15 protein-coding genes are annotated in these 17,377 nt (G+C 68.8%); 7 read left to right on the top strand and 8 right to left on the bottom strand.

Annotated elements, in window-relative coordinates; translation table 11 throughout:
- Positions 1-92: 92 nt before the first annotated feature.
- Entirely contained in the window at positions 93-1,751 is a 1,659-nt protein-coding gene (locus ACK4IU_RS12290; protein WP_409735536.1) for an NAD+ synthase, read from the bottom strand.
- A gap of 168 nt (positions 1,752-1,919) precedes the next feature.
- Here ACK4IU_RS12290 and ACK4IU_RS12285 point away from each other — a divergent pair, with 168 nt between their 5' ends.
- From ACK4IU_RS12285 to ACK4IU_RS12275, 3 genes are all read left to right on the top strand, one after another.
- Entirely contained in the window at positions 1,920-3,377 is a 1,458-nt protein-coding gene (locus ACK4IU_RS12285; protein ID WP_409735533.1) for a 2-isopropylmalate synthase, read from the top strand.
- Between the two features lie 38 nt (positions 3,378-3,415).
- Entirely contained in the window at positions 3,416-3,796 is a 381-nt protein-coding gene (locus tag ACK4IU_RS12280; RefSeq protein ID WP_409735530.1) for a hypothetical protein, read from the top strand.
- Between the two features lie 72 nt (positions 3,797-3,868).
- Entirely contained in the window at positions 3,869-5,245 is a 1,377-nt protein-coding gene (locus ACK4IU_RS12275; protein ID WP_409735528.1) for a hypothetical protein, read from the top strand.
- Positions 5,246-5,338: 93 nt separating this feature from the next.
- On the opposite strand, the gene ACK4IU_RS12270 is transcribed toward ACK4IU_RS12275, so the two are convergent.
- Both ACK4IU_RS12270 and ACK4IU_RS12265 read right to left on the bottom strand, forming a co-directional pair.
- Entirely contained in the window at positions 5,339-6,025 is a 687-nt protein-coding gene (locus ACK4IU_RS12270) for a GntR family transcriptional regulator (protein WP_409735525.1), read from the bottom strand.
- Positions 6,022-7,374, bottom strand: a complete 1,353-nt coding sequence (locus tag ACK4IU_RS12265) for a formimidoylglutamate deiminase (protein ID WP_409735523.1) — start codon at positions 7,372-7,374, stop codon at positions 6,022-6,024. Before ACK4IU_RS12265 ends, ACK4IU_RS12270 begins: the two co-directional genes overlap by 4 nt.
- A 66-nt stretch (positions 7,375-7,440) precedes the next feature.
- On the opposite strand from ACK4IU_RS12265, the gene hutI reads away from it, so the two are divergent.
- From hutI to hutU, 3 genes are all read left to right on the top strand, one after another.
- Positions 7,441-8,634 (top strand): imidazolonepropionase, encoded by a 1,194-nt coding sequence (hutI, locus tag ACK4IU_RS12260; protein WP_409735520.1) that lies wholly within the window; start codon positions 7,441-7,443, stop codon positions 8,632-8,634.
- Positions 8,624-10,165, top strand: coding sequence for a histidine ammonia-lyase (gene hutH, locus ACK4IU_RS12255; RefSeq protein ID WP_409735517.1), 1,542 nt, complete (start codon positions 8,624-8,626; stop codon positions 10,163-10,165). Before hutI ends, hutH begins: the two co-directional genes overlap by 11 nt.
- 67 nt (positions 10,166-10,232) lie before the next feature.
- Positions 10,233-11,918, top strand: coding sequence for a urocanate hydratase (hutU, locus tag ACK4IU_RS12250; protein ID WP_409735514.1), 1,686 nt, complete (start codon positions 10,233-10,235; stop codon positions 11,916-11,918).
- Positions 11,919-11,933: 15 nt separating this feature from the next.
- Here the strand turns inward: hutU and ACK4IU_RS12245 are convergent, their stop codons facing one another.
- The gene (locus ACK4IU_RS12245) at positions 11,934-12,554 is read right to left on the bottom strand and encodes a YdeI/OmpD-associated family protein (RefSeq protein WP_409735511.1); all 621 of its coding nucleotides are present in this window, start codon (positions 12,552-12,554) and stop codon (positions 11,934-11,936) included.
- A 55-nt stretch (positions 12,555-12,609) separates the two neighbouring features.
- Complete coding sequence (locus ACK4IU_RS12240) at positions 12,610-13,536, bottom strand: PHP domain-containing protein (RefSeq protein ID WP_409735508.1); 927 nt, start codon at positions 13,534-13,536, stop codon at positions 12,610-12,612.
- Positions 13,537-13,736: 200 nt separating this feature from the next.
- On the opposite strand from ACK4IU_RS12240, the gene ACK4IU_RS12235 reads away from it, so the two are divergent.
- Complete coding sequence (locus tag ACK4IU_RS12235; RefSeq protein WP_409735505.1) at positions 13,737-14,114, top strand: ArsR/SmtB family transcription factor; 378 nt, start codon at positions 13,737-13,739, stop codon at positions 14,112-14,114.
- Positions 14,115-14,126: 12 nt separating this feature from the next.
- Here ACK4IU_RS12235 and ACK4IU_RS12230 read toward each other — a convergent pair whose 3' ends face one another.
- Genes ACK4IU_RS12230 through ACK4IU_RS12220 form a run of 3 tightly spaced genes read right to left on the bottom strand, consistent with a single transcriptional unit; the run spans position 14,127 to position 17,361 of the window.
- Positions 14,127-14,867, bottom strand: a complete 741-nt coding sequence (locus ACK4IU_RS12230; RefSeq protein WP_409735502.1) for an SDR family oxidoreductase — start codon at positions 14,865-14,867, stop codon at positions 14,127-14,129.
- Positions 14,864-16,561: a glycosyltransferase family 4 protein gene (locus ACK4IU_RS12225; RefSeq protein WP_409735499.1), complete on the bottom strand. Its 1,698-nt coding sequence runs from the start codon at positions 16,559-16,561 to the stop codon at positions 14,864-14,866. Before ACK4IU_RS12225 ends, ACK4IU_RS12230 begins: the two co-directional genes overlap by 4 nt.
- Complete coding sequence (locus ACK4IU_RS12220; RefSeq protein ID WP_409735496.1) at positions 16,561-17,361, bottom strand: hypothetical protein; 801 nt, start codon at positions 17,359-17,361, stop codon at positions 16,561-16,563. Before ACK4IU_RS12220 ends, ACK4IU_RS12225 begins: the two co-directional genes overlap by 1 nt.
- Positions 17,362-17,377: the final 16 nt, after the last annotated feature.

The raw sequence follows: 17,377 nt of genomic DNA, 5'->3' as shown, positions 1-17,377 counted from the left end.
TGCCCTGCAGGCGCATCCGGCGCACCAGAAGCCGCGCCGCCCGGTCGAAGCCCACGGGGTCGCGCAGCGCGTAGAAGTTGGCGACGACGATCTCAGCCGTCATCGCGCCAACGGTTCGCGACCGGATAGCGGCGGTCGAGCCAGAAGGCCTTCTGCGTCAGCCGCACCCCCGGGGCCGACTGGAACCGCTTGTACTCCGCGATGTAGAGCAGATGCTCGACCTTCTTCACCGTCGCGCGGTCGAACCCCAGCGCCACGATCTCGGCCACCGACATCTCCTTCTCGACCAGGCATTCCAGGATCGCGTCGAGGACCTCGTAGGGCGGCAGGCTGTCGTCGTCGCGCTGGTTGGCGCGGAGTTCGGCCGAGGGCGGGCGCGTGATGATCGCCTCGGGGATGACCTCGCCCGGCGGCCCCTTCATCCAGGGCCGGTGGTTCCGGTTCCGCCAGCGCGCGGTGAGGAACATGCGGGTCTTGTACATGTCCTTGACCGGGTTGTAGCCGCCGTTCATGTCGCCGTAGATCGTGCAGTAGCCCACCGCCATTTCCGACTTGTTGCCGGTGGTCAGCAGCATCTCGCCGAACTTGTTCGACAGCGCCATCAGCATCACGCCGCGCAGGCGCGACTGGATGTTTTCCTCGGTGATCCCGGGTTCGGTTCCCTCGAAAAGCGGTGCCAGAGCCTCGCCTACCGCCGCCTGCGCCCCGGTGATCGACACCGTGTCATAGCGGCACCCCAGCGCCCGCGCGGCCGCCGTCGCCAGGTCGAGCGATGTCTGGCTGGTGAATTCGCTGGGCAGCATCACGCAGCGCACGTTCTCCGGCCCCAACGCATCGACGGCCATCGCGGCGACGATGGCGCTGTCGATCCCGCCCGACAGGCCCAGCACCGCCTTGCGGAACCCGGTCTTGCGCATGTAGTCGCCCAGGCCCATGACGCAGGCGCGATAGTCGGCCTCGCCGATCGGCGGGATCTCGGCGATCTCGCCGGGACCCGCGCGCCAGCCGTCCTCGGTGCGGTGGAATGTGACCATCACCTCGCATTCGTCGAACTGCGGCAGCTGCGCCATCAGCCGCCCGCCGGGGTTCAGCACCATGGAAGAGCCGTCGAACACCTGGTCGTCCTGCCCGCCGACCATGTTGAGGTAAACGAGCGGCAGGCCGGTCTCGACCACGCGGGCCACCATCAGGTTCAGCCGGAGGTTCGGCTTGCCGCGATGGTAGGGGCTGCCGTTCGGAACCAGCAGGATCTCGGCCCCGGTCTCGGCCAGGGTCTCGGCCACGTCCGGGTGCCAGGCGTCCTCGCAGATCGGCGTGCCGATGCGGACCCCCTTCACCACATAGGGCCCGTGGACATCGGCCGAGGCGAAGATGCGCTTTTCGTCGAAGACGGCGTCGTTCGGCAGATGGTGTTTCAGGACGCGGGCGTGCACCCTGCCGCCGTCGAGGATGTAGTAGCCGTTGTAGAGCCTGCCCCCCTGCCGCACCGGCCCGCCGATCCCCAGCGCCGGGCCGTCGGCGCAGGTCGCGGCCAGCGCCTCGATCGCCGCGATGGCCGCGGTCACGAAGGCGGGCTTCAGGATCAGGTCCTGGGTCTGGTAGCCGGTGACGAACATCTCGGTCAGGGCTACCATGTCGGCGCCTTCGCCCTTGCCCCGCCGCCAGGCTGCCTCGGCGCGCGCCGTGTTGCCGGCGATGTCGCCCACCACGGGGTTCAGCTGCGCCAGCATCAGGTTGAACGTGTCGGTCATCGCCGCCCCCCACAATATCATCCCTTTCTACCAAACCTGGCCACAAGGGAAAGTGGCAACGGCGTGAATTCCGACCCACGGGTCCGCTGGCGGAGAGATGATCGTCACGCGCTTGTCACACCGGATGCCCCCCCTTACGCTTTGCCGCATCGCCCGGAGGATTCGTCCATGCGCCTGTTGCCTGCCGCCCTGCTTGTCGCCCTTGCCTTGCCCGCGCAGGCGCAGGACGGCGAGGTGATCACCAAGCAGTACGATGACGGGTCGGTCTACGAGGGCACCTTCAAGGACGGACGGCAGCACGGCACCGGGACCTACCGCCTGCCCTCGGGCTTCGAATACAGCGGGCAGTGGGTCGAGGGCCAGATCACCGGCCAGGGCACCGCGCGCTATGCCAACGGGTCGGTCTACGAGGGCACGTTCGAGAACGGCCAACCCGACGGCAAGGGCAAGATCACCTCGCCGGACGGTCGCACCTACGAGGGCGACTGGTTCCAGGGCGAGATGACCGGCGAGGGCAAGGCCACCTACGCCAACGGCTCGGTCTATGAAGGCAGCTTCGTCAAGGGCAGCCACAACGGCAAGGGCAAGCTGACCAATCCCTCGGGCTATACCTACGAGGGCGACTGGGTGATGGGGGTGAAGGATGGCCGCGGCCGGATCACCTATCCCGACGGCACGGTCTACGAGGGCACGCTGGTCAAGGGACAGCGGTCGGGTCAGGGCCGGCTGACCATGCCGGACGGTCTGGTCTACCAGGGCGCCTGGGCGGACGGGCAGATCAACGGCAGCGGAATCCTGACCCAGCCGAACGGCGATGTCTACGAGGGCAGCTTCAAGGACGGGTTGCGCGAGGGCGAGGGGAAGCTCACCCACAAGAACGGCGACATCTACTTCGGTCAATGGCAGCGCGACCGCCGCCACGGCCAGGGCAGCTTCACCACGCCGGACGGGTTCAAGTACGAGGGCACCTGGGTCGAGGGCCGGATGGAGGGGACGGGGTCGATCACCTATCCGGACGGCTCGGTCTATATCGGCGCGATGAAGGCCGACCAGCCGAACGGCCAGGGCGCCATCACCTATCCCGACGGGTCCACCTACCAGGGCGACTGGCAGGCCGGCGTCATCACCGGCCAGGGCCGGGCGACCTATCCGGACGGCCGCATCTACGAGGGCGCCTTCCGCAACGCCAAGCCGCACGGGACCGGCGTGATGACCTACCCCGACGGCTATCGTTACGAGGGCGACTGGGTGGACGGCCAGCGCGAGGGAACGGGTGCCGCGGTCTACCCCGACGGCAGTCTCTACAAGGGCACGTTCAAGGCGGGCCTGCGCGACGGCGAGGGCGAATTTTCCACCACCGACGGGTTCAGGTATGTCGGCCAGTGGGTCGCCGGCCGGATCGAGGGGCGCGGTATCGCCACCTATCCGGGGGGCGATGTCTATGAGGGGATGTTCAAGGACGGCAAGCGCGAGGGTCAGGGCAAGCTGACCTACAAGTCGGGCCAGGTGGCCGAGGGCATCTGGCTGAACGGCATCCTGACCGCTCCGCCCGAGCCGCCCCCCGAGGCCCCCGCCGAATCCCCTGCCGAAGGCGAGGCCCCACCCGCCCCCACGACCAACCCCTAGGCCGGGTCCCGGCCCGCCCCAGTTAGAGACCCCACACGATGCGCAAGTTCCTGGCGCATCCGCTGCCGCGTCTTGTTTTCCCTCGCCGCCCGGTTACAACCACGGGGCGATCACTGCGCGAGGCGAATTTGTACCGGACAGTATTCGGAGGCCTTTGCTTCTTTCTCCTCGGGGCGTTTCCGGCAACCAGCGACGTGGAACGGACCCGGTCCCTGGTCGAAGCGCGGATATCCGGGCAGCCTGAACTGGCAGACTCGTTTGACTGGCTCAAGGAAGCCTACCGCCTTTCCGTGAAGGGCTATGCCGGCCAGAACTTCGTCCGCATTGCCGACGAATTCTTTCAACCGTTCACCAAAGACGGAGTGATCACGGCCTACGAATTCTCTCTGGCCCAAGAGCGGGCTGCCGAAGCCTCGTAAGATGAGAGCATAAGATCGATTCTGAACCACCTGACCCGTGGCTCGACCGACCAGATCGCGTTGCCATTCTCATTGGGCAAGGCCGCCGGTCAGCAAGCGGGGCGGATCAAGAGCAAGCGACTGGCGCAGATCCTTGAACTGGACCTTGACGGGAATTGGGAAGTCAGCCGGTCGGAGATCGATGCGAAATCAGTTGCCGATAAGGGTTTCAAGGCGGACAGGATCCTTCCCTATGACCTCGATGGCGACGGCTCCCTTACCATTCCGGAAATAACAGCCTCGATCGATGCCGATCCGGACCTGGGCAACCCGAAAGAAGCGGCGCGGATGAAGGCCCTGACCCTTCTCGACCTTGACCGCGATGACCTTGTCGAGCGCGGTGAGCTGCGGGACTTTCTGGAACTGTCGGAATCGACCGTGCTTGAAGGCAGGCTGGGTCCATCGGAAGCCGAGATGCGACAGGCAATGGCTGACGGATGGGATCGGCGAGGTCCATGGCGCAACATGAACCCACCCGCCGACGGTCCCAATTGCGGGCCGGTCGCGCCGGGACCTGATGAAGATTTCGTCGTCGTTTCCACCTACGAGGGGACTGCGGCGACCAACCTGGCGTTGGAAGGGCTTGCCCGACAGACGACGGTCGCGACCATCCACGTCGAGCCGGGCGACAGGAAAATGTTCCTGTTCCTCGCAAGCTTCGATCCCGTGGTCTGGAACCTGGAGGGAGACGTGGATCGCGTCGCCCGAATTGTTGTTCAGACCGCGGGCGTTGATGGTGCGCAAAACGCCGGCCTGGTTGGCGTCGGAAAGGAAAGGGTCACCTTTGTTCCCTACTCCGCCTGCATCAAGCCGCTCACCGAGATCAAGGATGAACCACTCGCCGCGGCGCTGATCGGACCGTGGCTGGCCTGGAACAGGACGCCCTCTATGGTGATCGCCAACTACGCGATGCGGACCAGTTTCGTGCCGTCCGGAGCCGTCAAGAGCGAACGAAGCTTTCCGACGGCCAGCTTCGACCTGATCGTTTACACCGAACTGTTCGAAAAGTTGGGCAACAGCTACCTGAAGGTGGATATCGACAGCAGCACCGTGTCAGTCCTCAGATCATACTGGGCCGGCGCAACGGGTGCAAAGGACGGCGTGTTCTTCTTCCAGCCCGGAGAGGTTGTCGTCTCGGGCACTGAAGAGTTCTATCCGGTCCTTCCGGGAACCGCGGGCCTTGTCCAACTGATCAAGGAAGGAACGCTGCAGGTCGTGAAAAGCAACGTGCGCGGAACGCACCTCATTCTGACAAAGCCCATTCCCTACCTTCCCTCGGATTTGAAGGTCTGGGACAACACGCGGATCGACCTGGCAAAGGGTGTTCCGCGTGCTGTCGGAGAAGCCCGCGGCCTCAGGATCTATTCCATGGATGAAGGCAGGTGCTTGACCGACGTCAGTTGCGACTGATCGCTCGGCCTTTGGTTAACCCCACCCTAACGCCCACAACCAACCCCTTGAAATCCTTCACCCCACGACCTCGGTCCTGCGTGGACGGCCCCGTCAGAACGTCATCGTCACCCGGTGCCCCGGCGCATGCGCGAGACGCGCCAGCGTCACCGGGCCGAGCGTGCCCTGCGTGGTCCGTTCCGCCACCAGCAGCGCCGTGCCGGGGGCGATGCCCATGACCATCGCCTCGCGCGGGCTGGCGGGTTCGGCGGTGAAGGCGATGTCGCCCGAGACCAGCGGCACATGGGTGACGAGCCATTCGTTGGCGCTGACCGCCGCGAAATCGGGGGGCGGGTCGGGCAGGACGGCGGGGTTCAGCCAGCGCGTCTCCAAGACGAAGGGGCGGCCCCCGGCAAGGTGCAGCGTCTCCAGATAGCGCAGCCGCGCGCGTTCGGGCAGGCCGAGCCGCGCGGTGACGGGGACCGGCGCGGCCTCTTCCCGGTCGGCCAGCAGGCGGAAGTCGTACGCGAGGCCCCGGCCCAGCACGTCGAGCCGGATCACCGGGATCTCCAGCCGCGCCCGGCGGACGGGCAGTGCCGCGACGCGGGTTCCGGCGCGCTTGCGGCGTTCCAGCACCCCGGCCTCGGCCAGCGCGGTCAGCGCCCGGTTCACCGTGGCACGGGCGACGCCGAATTCCTCGGCCAGCGCCTCCTCGCCCGGGATCAGCGCGCCGGGCGGCCAGTCGCGCGCCCGGATCCGGCGCAGGACCTCGGCGCGGATCTCCTCCCAGCCCAGCGTCACAGCGCGTCCCGTAGGCGGCGCATGGTGGCGCGGAAGCGATGGGCGACGGCCTCGCGGGCGATGTGGTGCCCGCCCCGCACGATGTGGCGGCCCGCCGACCAGAGCTCGGAAACCAGCCCGTCACGCCCCGCGAAGATCAGCGCATCCAGCAGCCGGTCGCCCGTCAGCCCCTCGAGCCGCAGATCGTCGGTGTCGAGCGCCAGCAGATCGGCCCATTCGCCCACCGCGATCACGCCGCGCCCCCGCCCCGCCGCTTGGGCGCCGCCCCGCGCGGCCTGGTCCCACAGAAGCCGCCCGGTGGAGCGGTCATCCGCCATCACCGCCCGCGCCCTGTGGCCAAGCCTCTGGGAATATTCCAGAAGCCGCAATTCCTCGGCCAGCGAGATGCGGACGTTGCTGTCGGTGCCCACCCCGAAGGCCCCGCCCGCCGCAAGCCAGCCCGGCCCGTCGAAGATGCCGTCGCCCAGGTTCGCCTCGGTGATCGGGCAGAGGCCCGCGACCGCCCCGGTCCGGGCCAGCGCGGCGGTCTCGGCGGGCGTCATCTGGGTGGCATGGATCATGCACCAGCGCGCATCGAGCGCCAGGTTCGCGCAGGCCCATTCCACCGGCCGCGCGCCCCAGGCGGCCCGCACCTCCTCGACTTCGGCCACCTGTTCGGCGATGTGGATGTGGATGGGGCCGGTGGTCATCCCCGGCACGCGGGCCAGCGTGTTCCGACTGACCGCGCGCAGCGAATGGGGCGCGACGCCCAGGACCGCGTCGGGCAGGCCGGAGAGCGCCCGCCCCGCACCCTCCAGCACCGCCGCAAAGACCTCGGGCGAGGAGCCGAAGCGCAGCTGCCCTCCGGCCAGGGCCCGGCCATCCACCCCGCCCTGTTCGTAGATCACCGGCAGATGCGTCAGGCCCAGCCCGGTTTCCCGCGCCGCCTCGGCGATGCGGGCGGACATCTCGGCCGGGTCGGCATGCGTGCCGCCGCCGACCGGATGGTGCAGGTAGTGGAATTCGCAGACCGCCGAGAACCCGGCCTCGGCCATCTCGACCATCGCCTGTGCCGCGATGGCCTGCACGTCCTCTGGGGAGAGCCGTTCGAGGAATCGATACATCAGCGCGCGCCAGGTCCAGAAACTGTCCTGCCCGGCGGTGCGGCGTTCGGTCAGCCCGGCCATCGCGCGCTGGAAGGTGTGGGAATGGAGGTTGACCGGCGCGGGCAGGATCAGCCCATGCCCCTGCCCCGTCCCGTTGCCCGGCACGCCCGCCGTCACCTCGGCGATGCGGCCGCCTTCCACGCGGATGCGGACATCGCGCGCCCAACCGTCGGGCAACAGGGCAGAGGCGGCGTGCAGGATCATGGCGACTCACTTGACTTGCATTATGTCTAGACATATTAGCCAATCCATCCCGCACAAGGCAAGCCGATGCTTCTGACCCATGCCACCCTAGCGACGATGAATGACGGCTACGGCCTGATCCCCGACGCCGCCGTGGCGCTGGAGGGCGACCGCATCGCCTGGGCCGGACCGATGTCCATGCTGCCCGCCGCCTTTCGCGCCCTGCCCGCGCAGGAGTGCGGCGGACGTCTGGTCACGCCGGGCCTGATCGACTGCCACACCCATGCGGTTTTCGCCGGCCACCGCGCGGTGGAGTTCGAGCTGCGGCTGAAGGGTGCAAGCTACGAGGAAATCGCGCGCGCCGGCGGCGGGATCCTGTCCACCGTCACCGCCACCCGCGCGGCCTCGGAGGACGACCTTCTGGCACTGGCCCTGCCCCGGATCGACCAGCTGATCGCCAGCGGAGCCACGACGGTCGAGGTGAAATCGGGCTACGGGCTGACCGTCGAGGACGAGCTGAAGATGCTGCGCGTGGCCCGCCGCATCGGCCAGCATCGTCCGGTCGCGGTGCGGGTGACGCATCTGGCCGCCCATGCCGTTCCGCCGGAATTCAAAGGCAATGCAACGGGTTATATCGAAACCATCGCCCTGCCCTCGCTGCGCGCCGCCCATGCCGAAGGCCTGATCGACGCAGTGGACGCCTTCTGCGAGGGAATCGCCTTCTCGGTCGAGGACCTGCGCCCGCTGTTCACCGAAGCCCGCGCGCTGGGTCTTCCGGTCAAGCTTCACGCCGAGCAGCTTTCCGACCTCGGCGGCGCCGCCTTCGCCGCTGGGCACGGGGCGCTTTCGGCGGACCATCTGGAATACCTCTCGCCCGAAGGGATCGCGGCGATGGCGGCAGCGGGCACCGTCGCGGTCATCCTGCCGGGTGCCTTCTACACCCTGCGCGAAACGCAGCTTCCGCCCATTGGCGCCTTGCGCGCCGCCGGTGTTCCGATGGCGGTGGCGACCGACCTGAACCCCGGCTCCTCGCCCATGGCCTCGCTGACGCTGGCGATGAACATGGCCTGCACCCTGTTCCGCCTGACGCCGGAAGAGGCGCTTCTGGGCACCACGGCCCATGCCGCCCGCGCGCTGGGGCTGGGCGACCGGGGCCGGATCGCGCCGGGCCTGCGCGCCGATCTGGCGGTCTGGGAGGCCGACCATCCGGCGGAACTCGGCTACCGCATCGGCGCCACCGCGCTCCATCAACGTATATACGGAGGCCGTCTTGACGCCTGAAATCCTGATCCCCGGCCAGGTCAGCCTTGCCCAGCTTGAACGTATCTACAGGCAGCGTCTGCCCGCCCGCCTGCACGACAGCGCGCGTCCGGGGATCGCGCGCGCCGCAAGCCACATCGCCGCCGCCGCGACCGGAAGGGCCGCAGTCTATGGTGTAAATACAGGATTCGGCAAGCTCGCCAGCATCAAGATCGCGCCGGAAGATACCGCCACGCTTCAGAAAAACCTGATCCTCAGCCATTGCTGCGGCGTGGGCGCGCCCATGGCCGAAGACGTGGCGCGGCTGATGATGGTGCTGAAACTTCTCTCGCTCGGCCGCGGCGCCTCGGGCGTGCGGCCCGAAGTCGTGGCGCTGATCGAGGACATGCTGGCACAGGGCGTGACGCCGGTCATCCCCGACCAGGGTTCGGTCGGCGCCTCGGGCGACCTCGCGCCGCTGGCGCACATGACGGCGGTGATGATCGGCCACGGCGAGGCATCGGTGGACGGCGAGGTGAAGCCCGGCGCCGAAGCCCTTGCGCAGAAAGGACTATCGCCGATCACGCTGGGCGCCAAGGAAGGGCTTGCCCTCATCAACGGCACGCAGTTCTCCACCGCCCATGCGCTGGCCGGCCTGTTCCAGGCCTGGTCCGCCGCACGCGAAGCGCTGGTGATCTCGGCGCTCTCGACCGATGCGATCATGGGATCGACCGCGCCGCTGGAGCCCGAGATCCACGCCCTTCGCGGCCATCCCGGCCAGATCGAGGCGGCGGCGACCATGCGCGCGCTGCTTGCCGGCAGCGAGATCCGCGAAAGCCACCGCGAGGGCGATACCCGCGTCCAGGACCCCTACTGCATCCGCTGCCAGCCGCAGGTGACGGGCGCCGCGATGGACGTGTTGCGCATGGCGGCGCGGACGCTCGAGATCGAGGCCAATGCCGCCACCGACAACCCTCTGGTGCTGTCGGACGGCCAGATCGTCTCGGGCGGCAATTTCCACGCCGAACCCGTGGGCTTCGCCGCAGACATGATCGCCATGGCCATCGCCGAGATCGGCGCCATCGCGCAACGCCGCGTGGCGCTGATGGTGGACCCGACGCTCAGCTTCGACCTGCCCGCCTTCCTGACCCCGAAGCCCGGCCTCAACTCCGGCCTGATGATCGCCGAGGTCACCACCGCCGCGTTGATGAGCGAGAACAAGCACCTCGCCCATCCCACGGTGATCGATTCGACGCCGACTTCGGCCAACCAGGAGGATCATGTCTCGATGGCCGCCCACGGCGCGCGGCGTCTGGGGCGGATGGCCGCGAACCTTCACGTCATCCTCGGCGTCGAGGCCCTCTGCGCCGCGCAAGGGGTGGAGTTCCGCGCGCCTCTTCGCACCTCTGCCCCGCTGCAGGCCGCGCTGCGCGCCCTGCGCACCCATGTTCATGCCCTCGAGGACGACCGCTACCTTGCCCCCGACCTCAGCCGCGCGGCGACCCTCGTGGCCGATGGCGCGCTCTCGACGGCCACGGGTATCGCGATGCCCGATCTTCTTTCATCTGTCTGAAAATATCCTCTGGGGGTCCGGGGGGCGAAGCGCCCCCGGGGTCTCCACCCCGCACAGGAGCCAGCCCATGACGAACCCGCGCCACAATCTCCGCGATGTCTATCCCCCGACCGGCCCGGACAGGACCTGCAAGAGCTGGCAGACCGAGGCCGCGATGCGGATGCTGATGAACAACCTGCACCCGGATGTGGCCGAGAACCCGCATGAACTGGTGGTCTATGGCGGCATCGGCCGCGCCGCGCGGACCTGGGACGACTTCGACCGGATCGTGGCAGGCCTCAAGGACCTGGAGGCCGACGAGACCCTGGTCGTCCAGTCCGGCAAGCCCGTGGCCATCGTGCGCACCCACAGCGACGCCCCGCGCGTGCTGATCGCCAACTCGAACCTCGTGCCGCACTGGGCCACCTGGGCGCATTTCAACGAGCTCGACCGCAAGGGCCTGATGATGTACGGCCAGATGACCGCGGGGTCCTGGATCTACATCGGCACGCAAGGAATCGTGCAGGGCACCTACGAGACCTTCGCCGAGGCCGGACGGCAGCATTACGGCGGGAACCTCAAAGGCAAGTGGATTCTGACCGGCGGCCTTGGCGGCATGGGCGGCGCGCAGCCCCTGGCCGCCGTGATGGCGGGCGCCTGCTGCCTGGCCGTGGAGGTCGACGAGACCCGGATCGATTTCCGCATCCGCACCAGATACCTGGACGCGAAAGCTCATACTCTGGACGAGGCCCTGGCCATGATCGCCGGTTGGACGGCGAAAGGCGAGGCGAAGTCGGTGGGCCTTCTGGGCAATGCCGCCGAGGTCTTCCCCGAGCTCCTCGCCCGCATGAAGGCCGGCGGCCCGCGCCCCGACATCGTGACCGACCAGACCTCGGCCCATGATCCCCTGCACGGCTATTGCCCGGCGGGCTGGACCGTCGGCGAATGGCGCGCGAAGCAGGAGACCGACCCGGCGGCGGTGGAAAGTGCCGCCCGGCACTCGATGCGCGCCCATGTCGAGGCGATGGTGGGGTTCTGGAACGCGGGCGTGCCGACGCTCGACTACGGCAACAACATCCGCCAGGTGGCGAAGGAGGAGGGCTTCGAGAACGCCTTTGCCTTCCCCGGTTTCGTGCCGGCCTATATCCGCCCCCTCTTCTGCAAGGGGATCGGCCCGTTCCGCTGGTGCGCGCTGTCGGGTGACCCCGAGGACATCCGCAAGACCGACGCGGCGATGAAGCGGCTGTTCCCCGACAACGCGCATCTGCACCGCTGGCTCGACATGGCGGGGGAGCGCATCGCCTTCCAGGGCCTGCCGGCGCGGATCTGCTGGATCGGTCTTGGCGACCGGCACCGGGCGGGGCTGATGTTCAACGAGATGGTGGCCTCGGGCGAACTGAAGGCGCCCATCGTCATCGGGCGGGATCACCTCGATTCGGGCTCGGTCGCGAGCCCCAACCGCGAGACCGAAGGCATGAAGGACGGCTCGGATGCGGTGTCGGACTGGCCCCTTCTGAATGCGCTGGTGAACACCGCCTCGGGCGCGACCTGGGTCAGCCTGCATCACGGCGGCGGGGTCGGCATGGGGTTCAGCCAGCACGCGGGCGTGGTGATCGTCGCCGACGGCACGCCCGAGGCCGCACGTCGGCTGGAGCGCGTGTTGTGGAACGACCCGGCCTCGGGCGTCTGGCGGCACGCGGATGCGGGCTACGAGACCGCGATCCAGTGCGCGAAGGACCACGGGCTGCGCCTGCCGGGCATCCTGGGGAACTGATCCGGCCGGCTCGGATCAACGCTCCAGCGCCCCCTTGCCGGCAAGGATGCGCGCCCTGCCCTTCGCGATCCGGCCCTGCCGGGTTGCGGCGGTCTTGGCGCCGGCCACATGCAGCGCCCAGCTTTTCCGCCGGCCGGGGGTCAGCGCCGCGAAGGCCTCGGCAAGCTCCGGGTCGGCGTCCAGAGCCTCGACCAGTTCCTCGGGCAAGGCAATGTCCGACGCCTCCTTCGGCGGCAGGGTGCCGCGTTCGGCATGGGCCATCGCCTCGGCAAGAGAGGCGCGGATCGCCGGTTCCAGCCGCGCGGGTCCGTCATTGTCTGTGAACCGGAAACAGTCCGGGTGCCGGGTGTTCGGCCCCTGCCGCTGCAAGAGGCGCCCGGGATCGGACAGGAGCGCGGCGTTGAACAGCGTCAGGCGGAAATCGCCGCGGAAGGCGCCGAAGATGCAGATGTTGCGGCCCGCGTGCATGTAGCAGGGATGGCCCCATTTCGCCGTCTCGGTCAGGCCTGCATCGCGGCAGATCCGGCGCAGGGCCATGAGGCCGGGCAGCCAGGTCCGGGTGGAACAGTCGGGGGTGGCAAAGCGGTCGCAGCGGCCGCAGCCCCGGGTGAAGTAGTCCTCCACATCCGTGATCATGCCGCCCTCCGTTCCGGAGCCCGGGATCTTCGGCGAAATTTCCGGGCTTCTTCTTTCAGCGCAGCCAGATCGGGTTCGACCAGGCGCGCTTGCCCGCCGCATCGATCACCGCGACGCGCAGCCAGGGGCTGTCGTTCAGGCGGGCAAGCGGCACCGCGGCCCGGGTCATCGAATGGCCGTGAACCGCTTTCGCGCCGGTGCCATGCCCCATCGCCACCACCGACACGGCGGCCGAACATTCCACCACCACACGGTCCCCCTCGACCACCACGTCGCGCAACTCCGGCCCTTGCGAGGAATAGAAATCCCCCCGCTTCAATGCCGCAAGCAGGGCCTCGGGCTCGTTCTCCTCGGCCTTGACCATCACCCAGCCGCCGAAATGGTCGGGTTCCGAGAAATGCGCGTCGTCGGTGGCGATGAGGCTGAGCCGGCGCCCCTCGGTCAGCAGGAGGTCGGCAATCGCCGCGCCGTCGGGGCGGTCGCAGCCGGTGGCACAGCCGTGGTTGTAGATCTCGACCGCGTGGGCGGCCTCAATCGCGCGGGCATCGGCCAGCGTCAGCCCCGACCATTGCGGATGGGCGATGGCGACGAAGGCCCCGGCAGCGACCGCGCGCGCGGCGATCTCGGCGCCGGTTTCCTGCCCTGGCTTCGGCAGGAAGGTAGGGCTGTCCGAGGGCGCGAAATCCGGCGGCAGACCGACGGCCAGGATATGCCACAACTCGCCGTTGGCCATGGCGCCGGAATGCAGTTCGGCGCCGAGGATGGTGGTGAAGCGGTTGGTGCGGAAGGACGTCGTATCGACGATCGGATAGCCGTAGGAGCCGATGAAATGGTCGGTCAGGGCGAGGAAATCATAGCCCTCGTCGCGGTAGCGGCGGCAGACTTCTTCCGGCGGCAACACGCCATCCGAGCGGGTGGAGTGGGTATGCAGGTTGCCGCGCCAGAAGCGGCCGGGGGCGGTGAAGGCGGAGAGGCGGGTCATAGTCTGGTCCTTTGCGCAAGGTCTGCGCGTTCCTGGTAGGCCGGCATGGCGACAGGCGCTGTGCCGAAGCGGTATCCATCGGGAAGGCCTTCCCAACTTCGGCGAAACCTTGCCCGGCGGCTGCGGATCAGGCAAGTATCTGTCGAGCCCTTTTGCGCAATGTGATAATCTGGCGCTTTGTGGGTTGTCAGAGGTGAAGCATGTCGCTGGATCGTGGGCCGGCAGATGCCCGGAACGCAGGGGCGCTGGTCTCGGGCGCGCGGGGTGCGGCAGGCCGGTCGCTTGCCGATTCGATGGGCCGTCATGCCGAACCGGCGGCAGCGCTGATGAAGGCGCTGAGCCATCCGGGGCGGCTGATGATCCTGTGCCACCTCGCCGACGGCGAGAAGGCGGTGCAGGAGCTCGAGGTGCTGACCGGGCAGCGGCAGGCGGCGGTCAGCCAGCAGTTGGCACGTCTGCGCATGGAAGGCATGGTCACCGCCCGGCGCTCGGGCAAGGCGATCATCTACGCGCTGCGCGATGCCGAGGTCATGCGGCTTCTGTCCTGCCTGTCGCTGCTGTTCGACCGGCCGGACTGAGGCGCGCCCCCGCTAGCCGCGCCCGATATAGGGCATGTCCCGCGCCATGATGGTGACGAAGGGCGTGTTGACCTCCAGGGGCAGGCTGGCCATGTGGAGGACCATCCGCGCGACGTGATCCACGTCCATCACCGGCTCGACCCGGATGCTGCCGTCGGCCTGCGGGACGCCGCGGGTGAAGGCGGCGGCCATGTCGGTCAGGGCATTGCCGATGTCGATCTGGGCACAGGCGATGTCATGGGCGCGTCCGTCAAGGCAAAGCGTGCGGGTCAGGCCGGTCACGGCGTGCTTCGACATGGTATACGGCACCGACCCCGGGCGCGGCACATGGGCCGAGATGGATCCGTTGTTGATGATTCGCCCGCCGCGCGGGCTTTGCCGCCGCATCAGCCCGAAGGCAGCGCGGGCGCAGAGGAACATGCCGGTGATGTTGGTGCGGCTGACTTCCAGCCATGTCTCGACCGGGATCTCGTCTATCGGCGCGGCCGCGGCCGAGATGCCGGCGTTGTTGAACAGCACGTCCAGCCGGGGCAGATCGGCGAAGGCTGCCTCGACCTCGGCCTGGTCGCCGACATCGGCGACAAGGATCCGCGCCGGCGCGCCGTTCGCGGTTTCCTCGAGCGCGGCGCGGCGTCGGCCGAGGAGGCTGACCTCCCATCCCGCGGCCAGGAAGGCGCGCGCGGTGGCGCGACCGATGCCGGCGCCCGCGCCGGTGATGAGGATGGAACGGGGTGGCGTCGGATCGGCGGTCATGGAGCCTCCACCAGGTAGTCGTATTTCAGCAGCCAGAGCGCGGCGCGGCCGACCACGGCGGGCGACAGGCGCAGGGCAGCGGCGATCTCGGCCTCGGTCGCGCCCTGCGGGCCGGCCGCGGCATAGGCGGCACGGACCGCCTCGATCCGGGCCGGGTCGTCGATCAGGCGGCGGCGGAGCGCATAGTTGCGCAGGCCGAACATCTCGACCGGGGCCGGACGGTCGCCCAGCGGGCGAGCAGCCAGGCGGCGGTCCTCGGCGGCGAAGGCGGTGGGATAGGCGGCATACATCTCTTCCACCGCCGGCCCGACCGGCACCAGCGCAGGGTCGCGCGGCGCGATCCCCGGAGCGCCCTTCGCGCGGGCGTGGGACAGCATGGCCCGCTGTTCACCCCAGAGCGCCTGATACTGCGGGATCACGGCGCGCCAGTCATAGAGCGACCGGGCCCGTGCCCGCCCCGCGCTGCCCATGCGGGCGCGCAGGTCGGGATCCAGCGCCAGCGTCACCAGTGCCCGGGCAAGGGCGCCCACGTCCATGCGGGTCAGAGCGGAAACCTGGCTGAGGTATTGCACATAGGAATCGGTCCCGCCCAGGAAGCGCTGGCTGACATAGCCCGACAGCCCAGCCCGCGGCAGTTCGGTCGGCACGCGGATCCCGACCTCGGGCGTCACCGTGTCCTTCATCCCGTCCCAGTCGGTCACGATCACCGGCAGGCCCGCCCCCATCGCCTCGATCGGGGCGAGGCCGAAGGTTTCCTGCAGGTTGTCGATCGGAAAGACGAAGATATCGCCGCCCGAGAGCGTGGCCTTGCGGTCGTCGGGGTTGCCGCCGTCCAGAAGGTGATAGCCGCAGGAGGGCATCAGCCGGGCCGCGGCCCGGGCATAGATGTCCTGCCAGGTCTCTTCGTGGAACTGGCCGCAGAGAACGAGGTGCAGCCTGCCGCCGCCCCGGGCACGGACTTCGCCCGCGGCCTGTTCCATGGCCAGGAACAGGGGCAGCGGGTCGAACTTCTCGTCCGGGGTAAGGCGTGCGATGGAGACGGCGACCACGTCGCCGGGTGCGGCACCGATCCGAGCGCGCATCGCCTGCCCCAGCGCCGGGTCGGGCTGGAAATCGTCGCAGACGATGCCCAGCGGAATCACCGGCAACAGGGGCCGCGCCGGCAGGGTGGCGCCGGGGAAGCGTTCGGCAAGGTGGGCCTCAGCCAGTTCCATCAGGCGGCGGATCGAGGCCTGCACGGCCTGCGAGGTGCAGATGACAGCATCCCAAGGCATCTGCGGCGCCGAGCGCAAATCAAAGATCGTCTGCATGACATTCTTCGTGGCGGTGGTATGGGTTACACCGCACAGCGCCCAGGCCGCCGCCCCATGCACCGACCGGCGCCAGCATTCCGTCGCGCTGATCGGGGCGGGATAATGCAGCACCTCGACCGGCGCCATGGCAGCCGGCGCATCCAGCCTGACCGCGCGCAGGGGCCGCGTCACGCCCGCGGCGCGCGCCATCTCGGCGAAGGCGGCGTGGTCGCCCTGCGCATGGGCGATCGAGACGAACTCGTCCACCCTGCCATGCGCGAAAAAGCCGCGCAGGAAACTTTCGCCCGCGACGCGGCGGCCGTTGATGCCCCTGCGGACCGGATCATAGCCATCGGAGGTGAACCAGATCGCCGCATTGGCGGGCGGGGTCGGATCGGGCATCAGCGGCGTTCCATCCAGAGCCAGGGCGTGGGCGTGGCGCGCCACTCCCACAAGAGGAGCAGGCGGTCGAGGTCCGACAGCGTCTCGGCCCAGTCGGGCAGGAGATCGGGACGCAAGCTGCGGTCGATCCGGGTGATCCGGTGGGTGCCCGCGAAGCGATCGGTCAGAAGCGCAAGGAGGCCCGGGCGCATGCCCTCATGCACCTCGACCAGCAGGTCGGCTTCGGCCAGCGCCGGGGCGCGGGCTGGGTCGAGCAGTTCGGCCTCGGCGCCCTCGATATCGCAGAGGACAAAGGTCGAACCTTCGGCGCAGAGCGCGAGGTCGGCATGAGTCACTTCCCCGCCGATTTGGAGCCGGTTCTCGACCCCGTTCGCGCGGGCAAGCTGCCCGCAGAGGTCGCGCGCGGCGGGGTTCGTGTCGCGGGCATGGATCAGGGCGGCGGGCATGCGGAGGGCAAGGCCCACGGCGTAGTAGCCTTCGGCCGAACCGATGTCGATCACCCGGGCGTAGGCGCGGGCGATGACGGTTTCGATGACGGGATGCAGGCTCGCCTCGTAAAGCCCGAGCAGTCGCGGCGCGCGGCCCCCCTCGGCGGCGGCGACGGGATAGAGCATGCCGGCGAAGGGGCCATGGGCAACCCGACCGCCGCCTCGCTGGAGGAGGGTATTCGCCAGCACGATCGAGCGCCATTTCGCCAGCTGGCGCAGCTGCGCCTCCAGCCGCGCGGGCCCCTGCGGCAGGGCGGCAAGCCGTGCGAGCTGGGCGTCGATCGCCCGGGTCAGGGGGGTTGGTCCGGTCATCGCCCCATGGGTAAGG

Origin of the sequence: Tabrizicola flagellatus, assembly GCF_046295235.1 — a bacterium.
In the GTDB taxonomy this organism is placed as follows: domain Bacteria; phylum Pseudomonadota; class Alphaproteobacteria; order Rhodobacterales; family Rhodobacteraceae; genus Tabrizicola; species Tabrizicola flagellata_A.
Note: the sequence above shows the minus strand (reverse complement) of the source record. Positions and strands in the feature narration are given on the sequence as shown.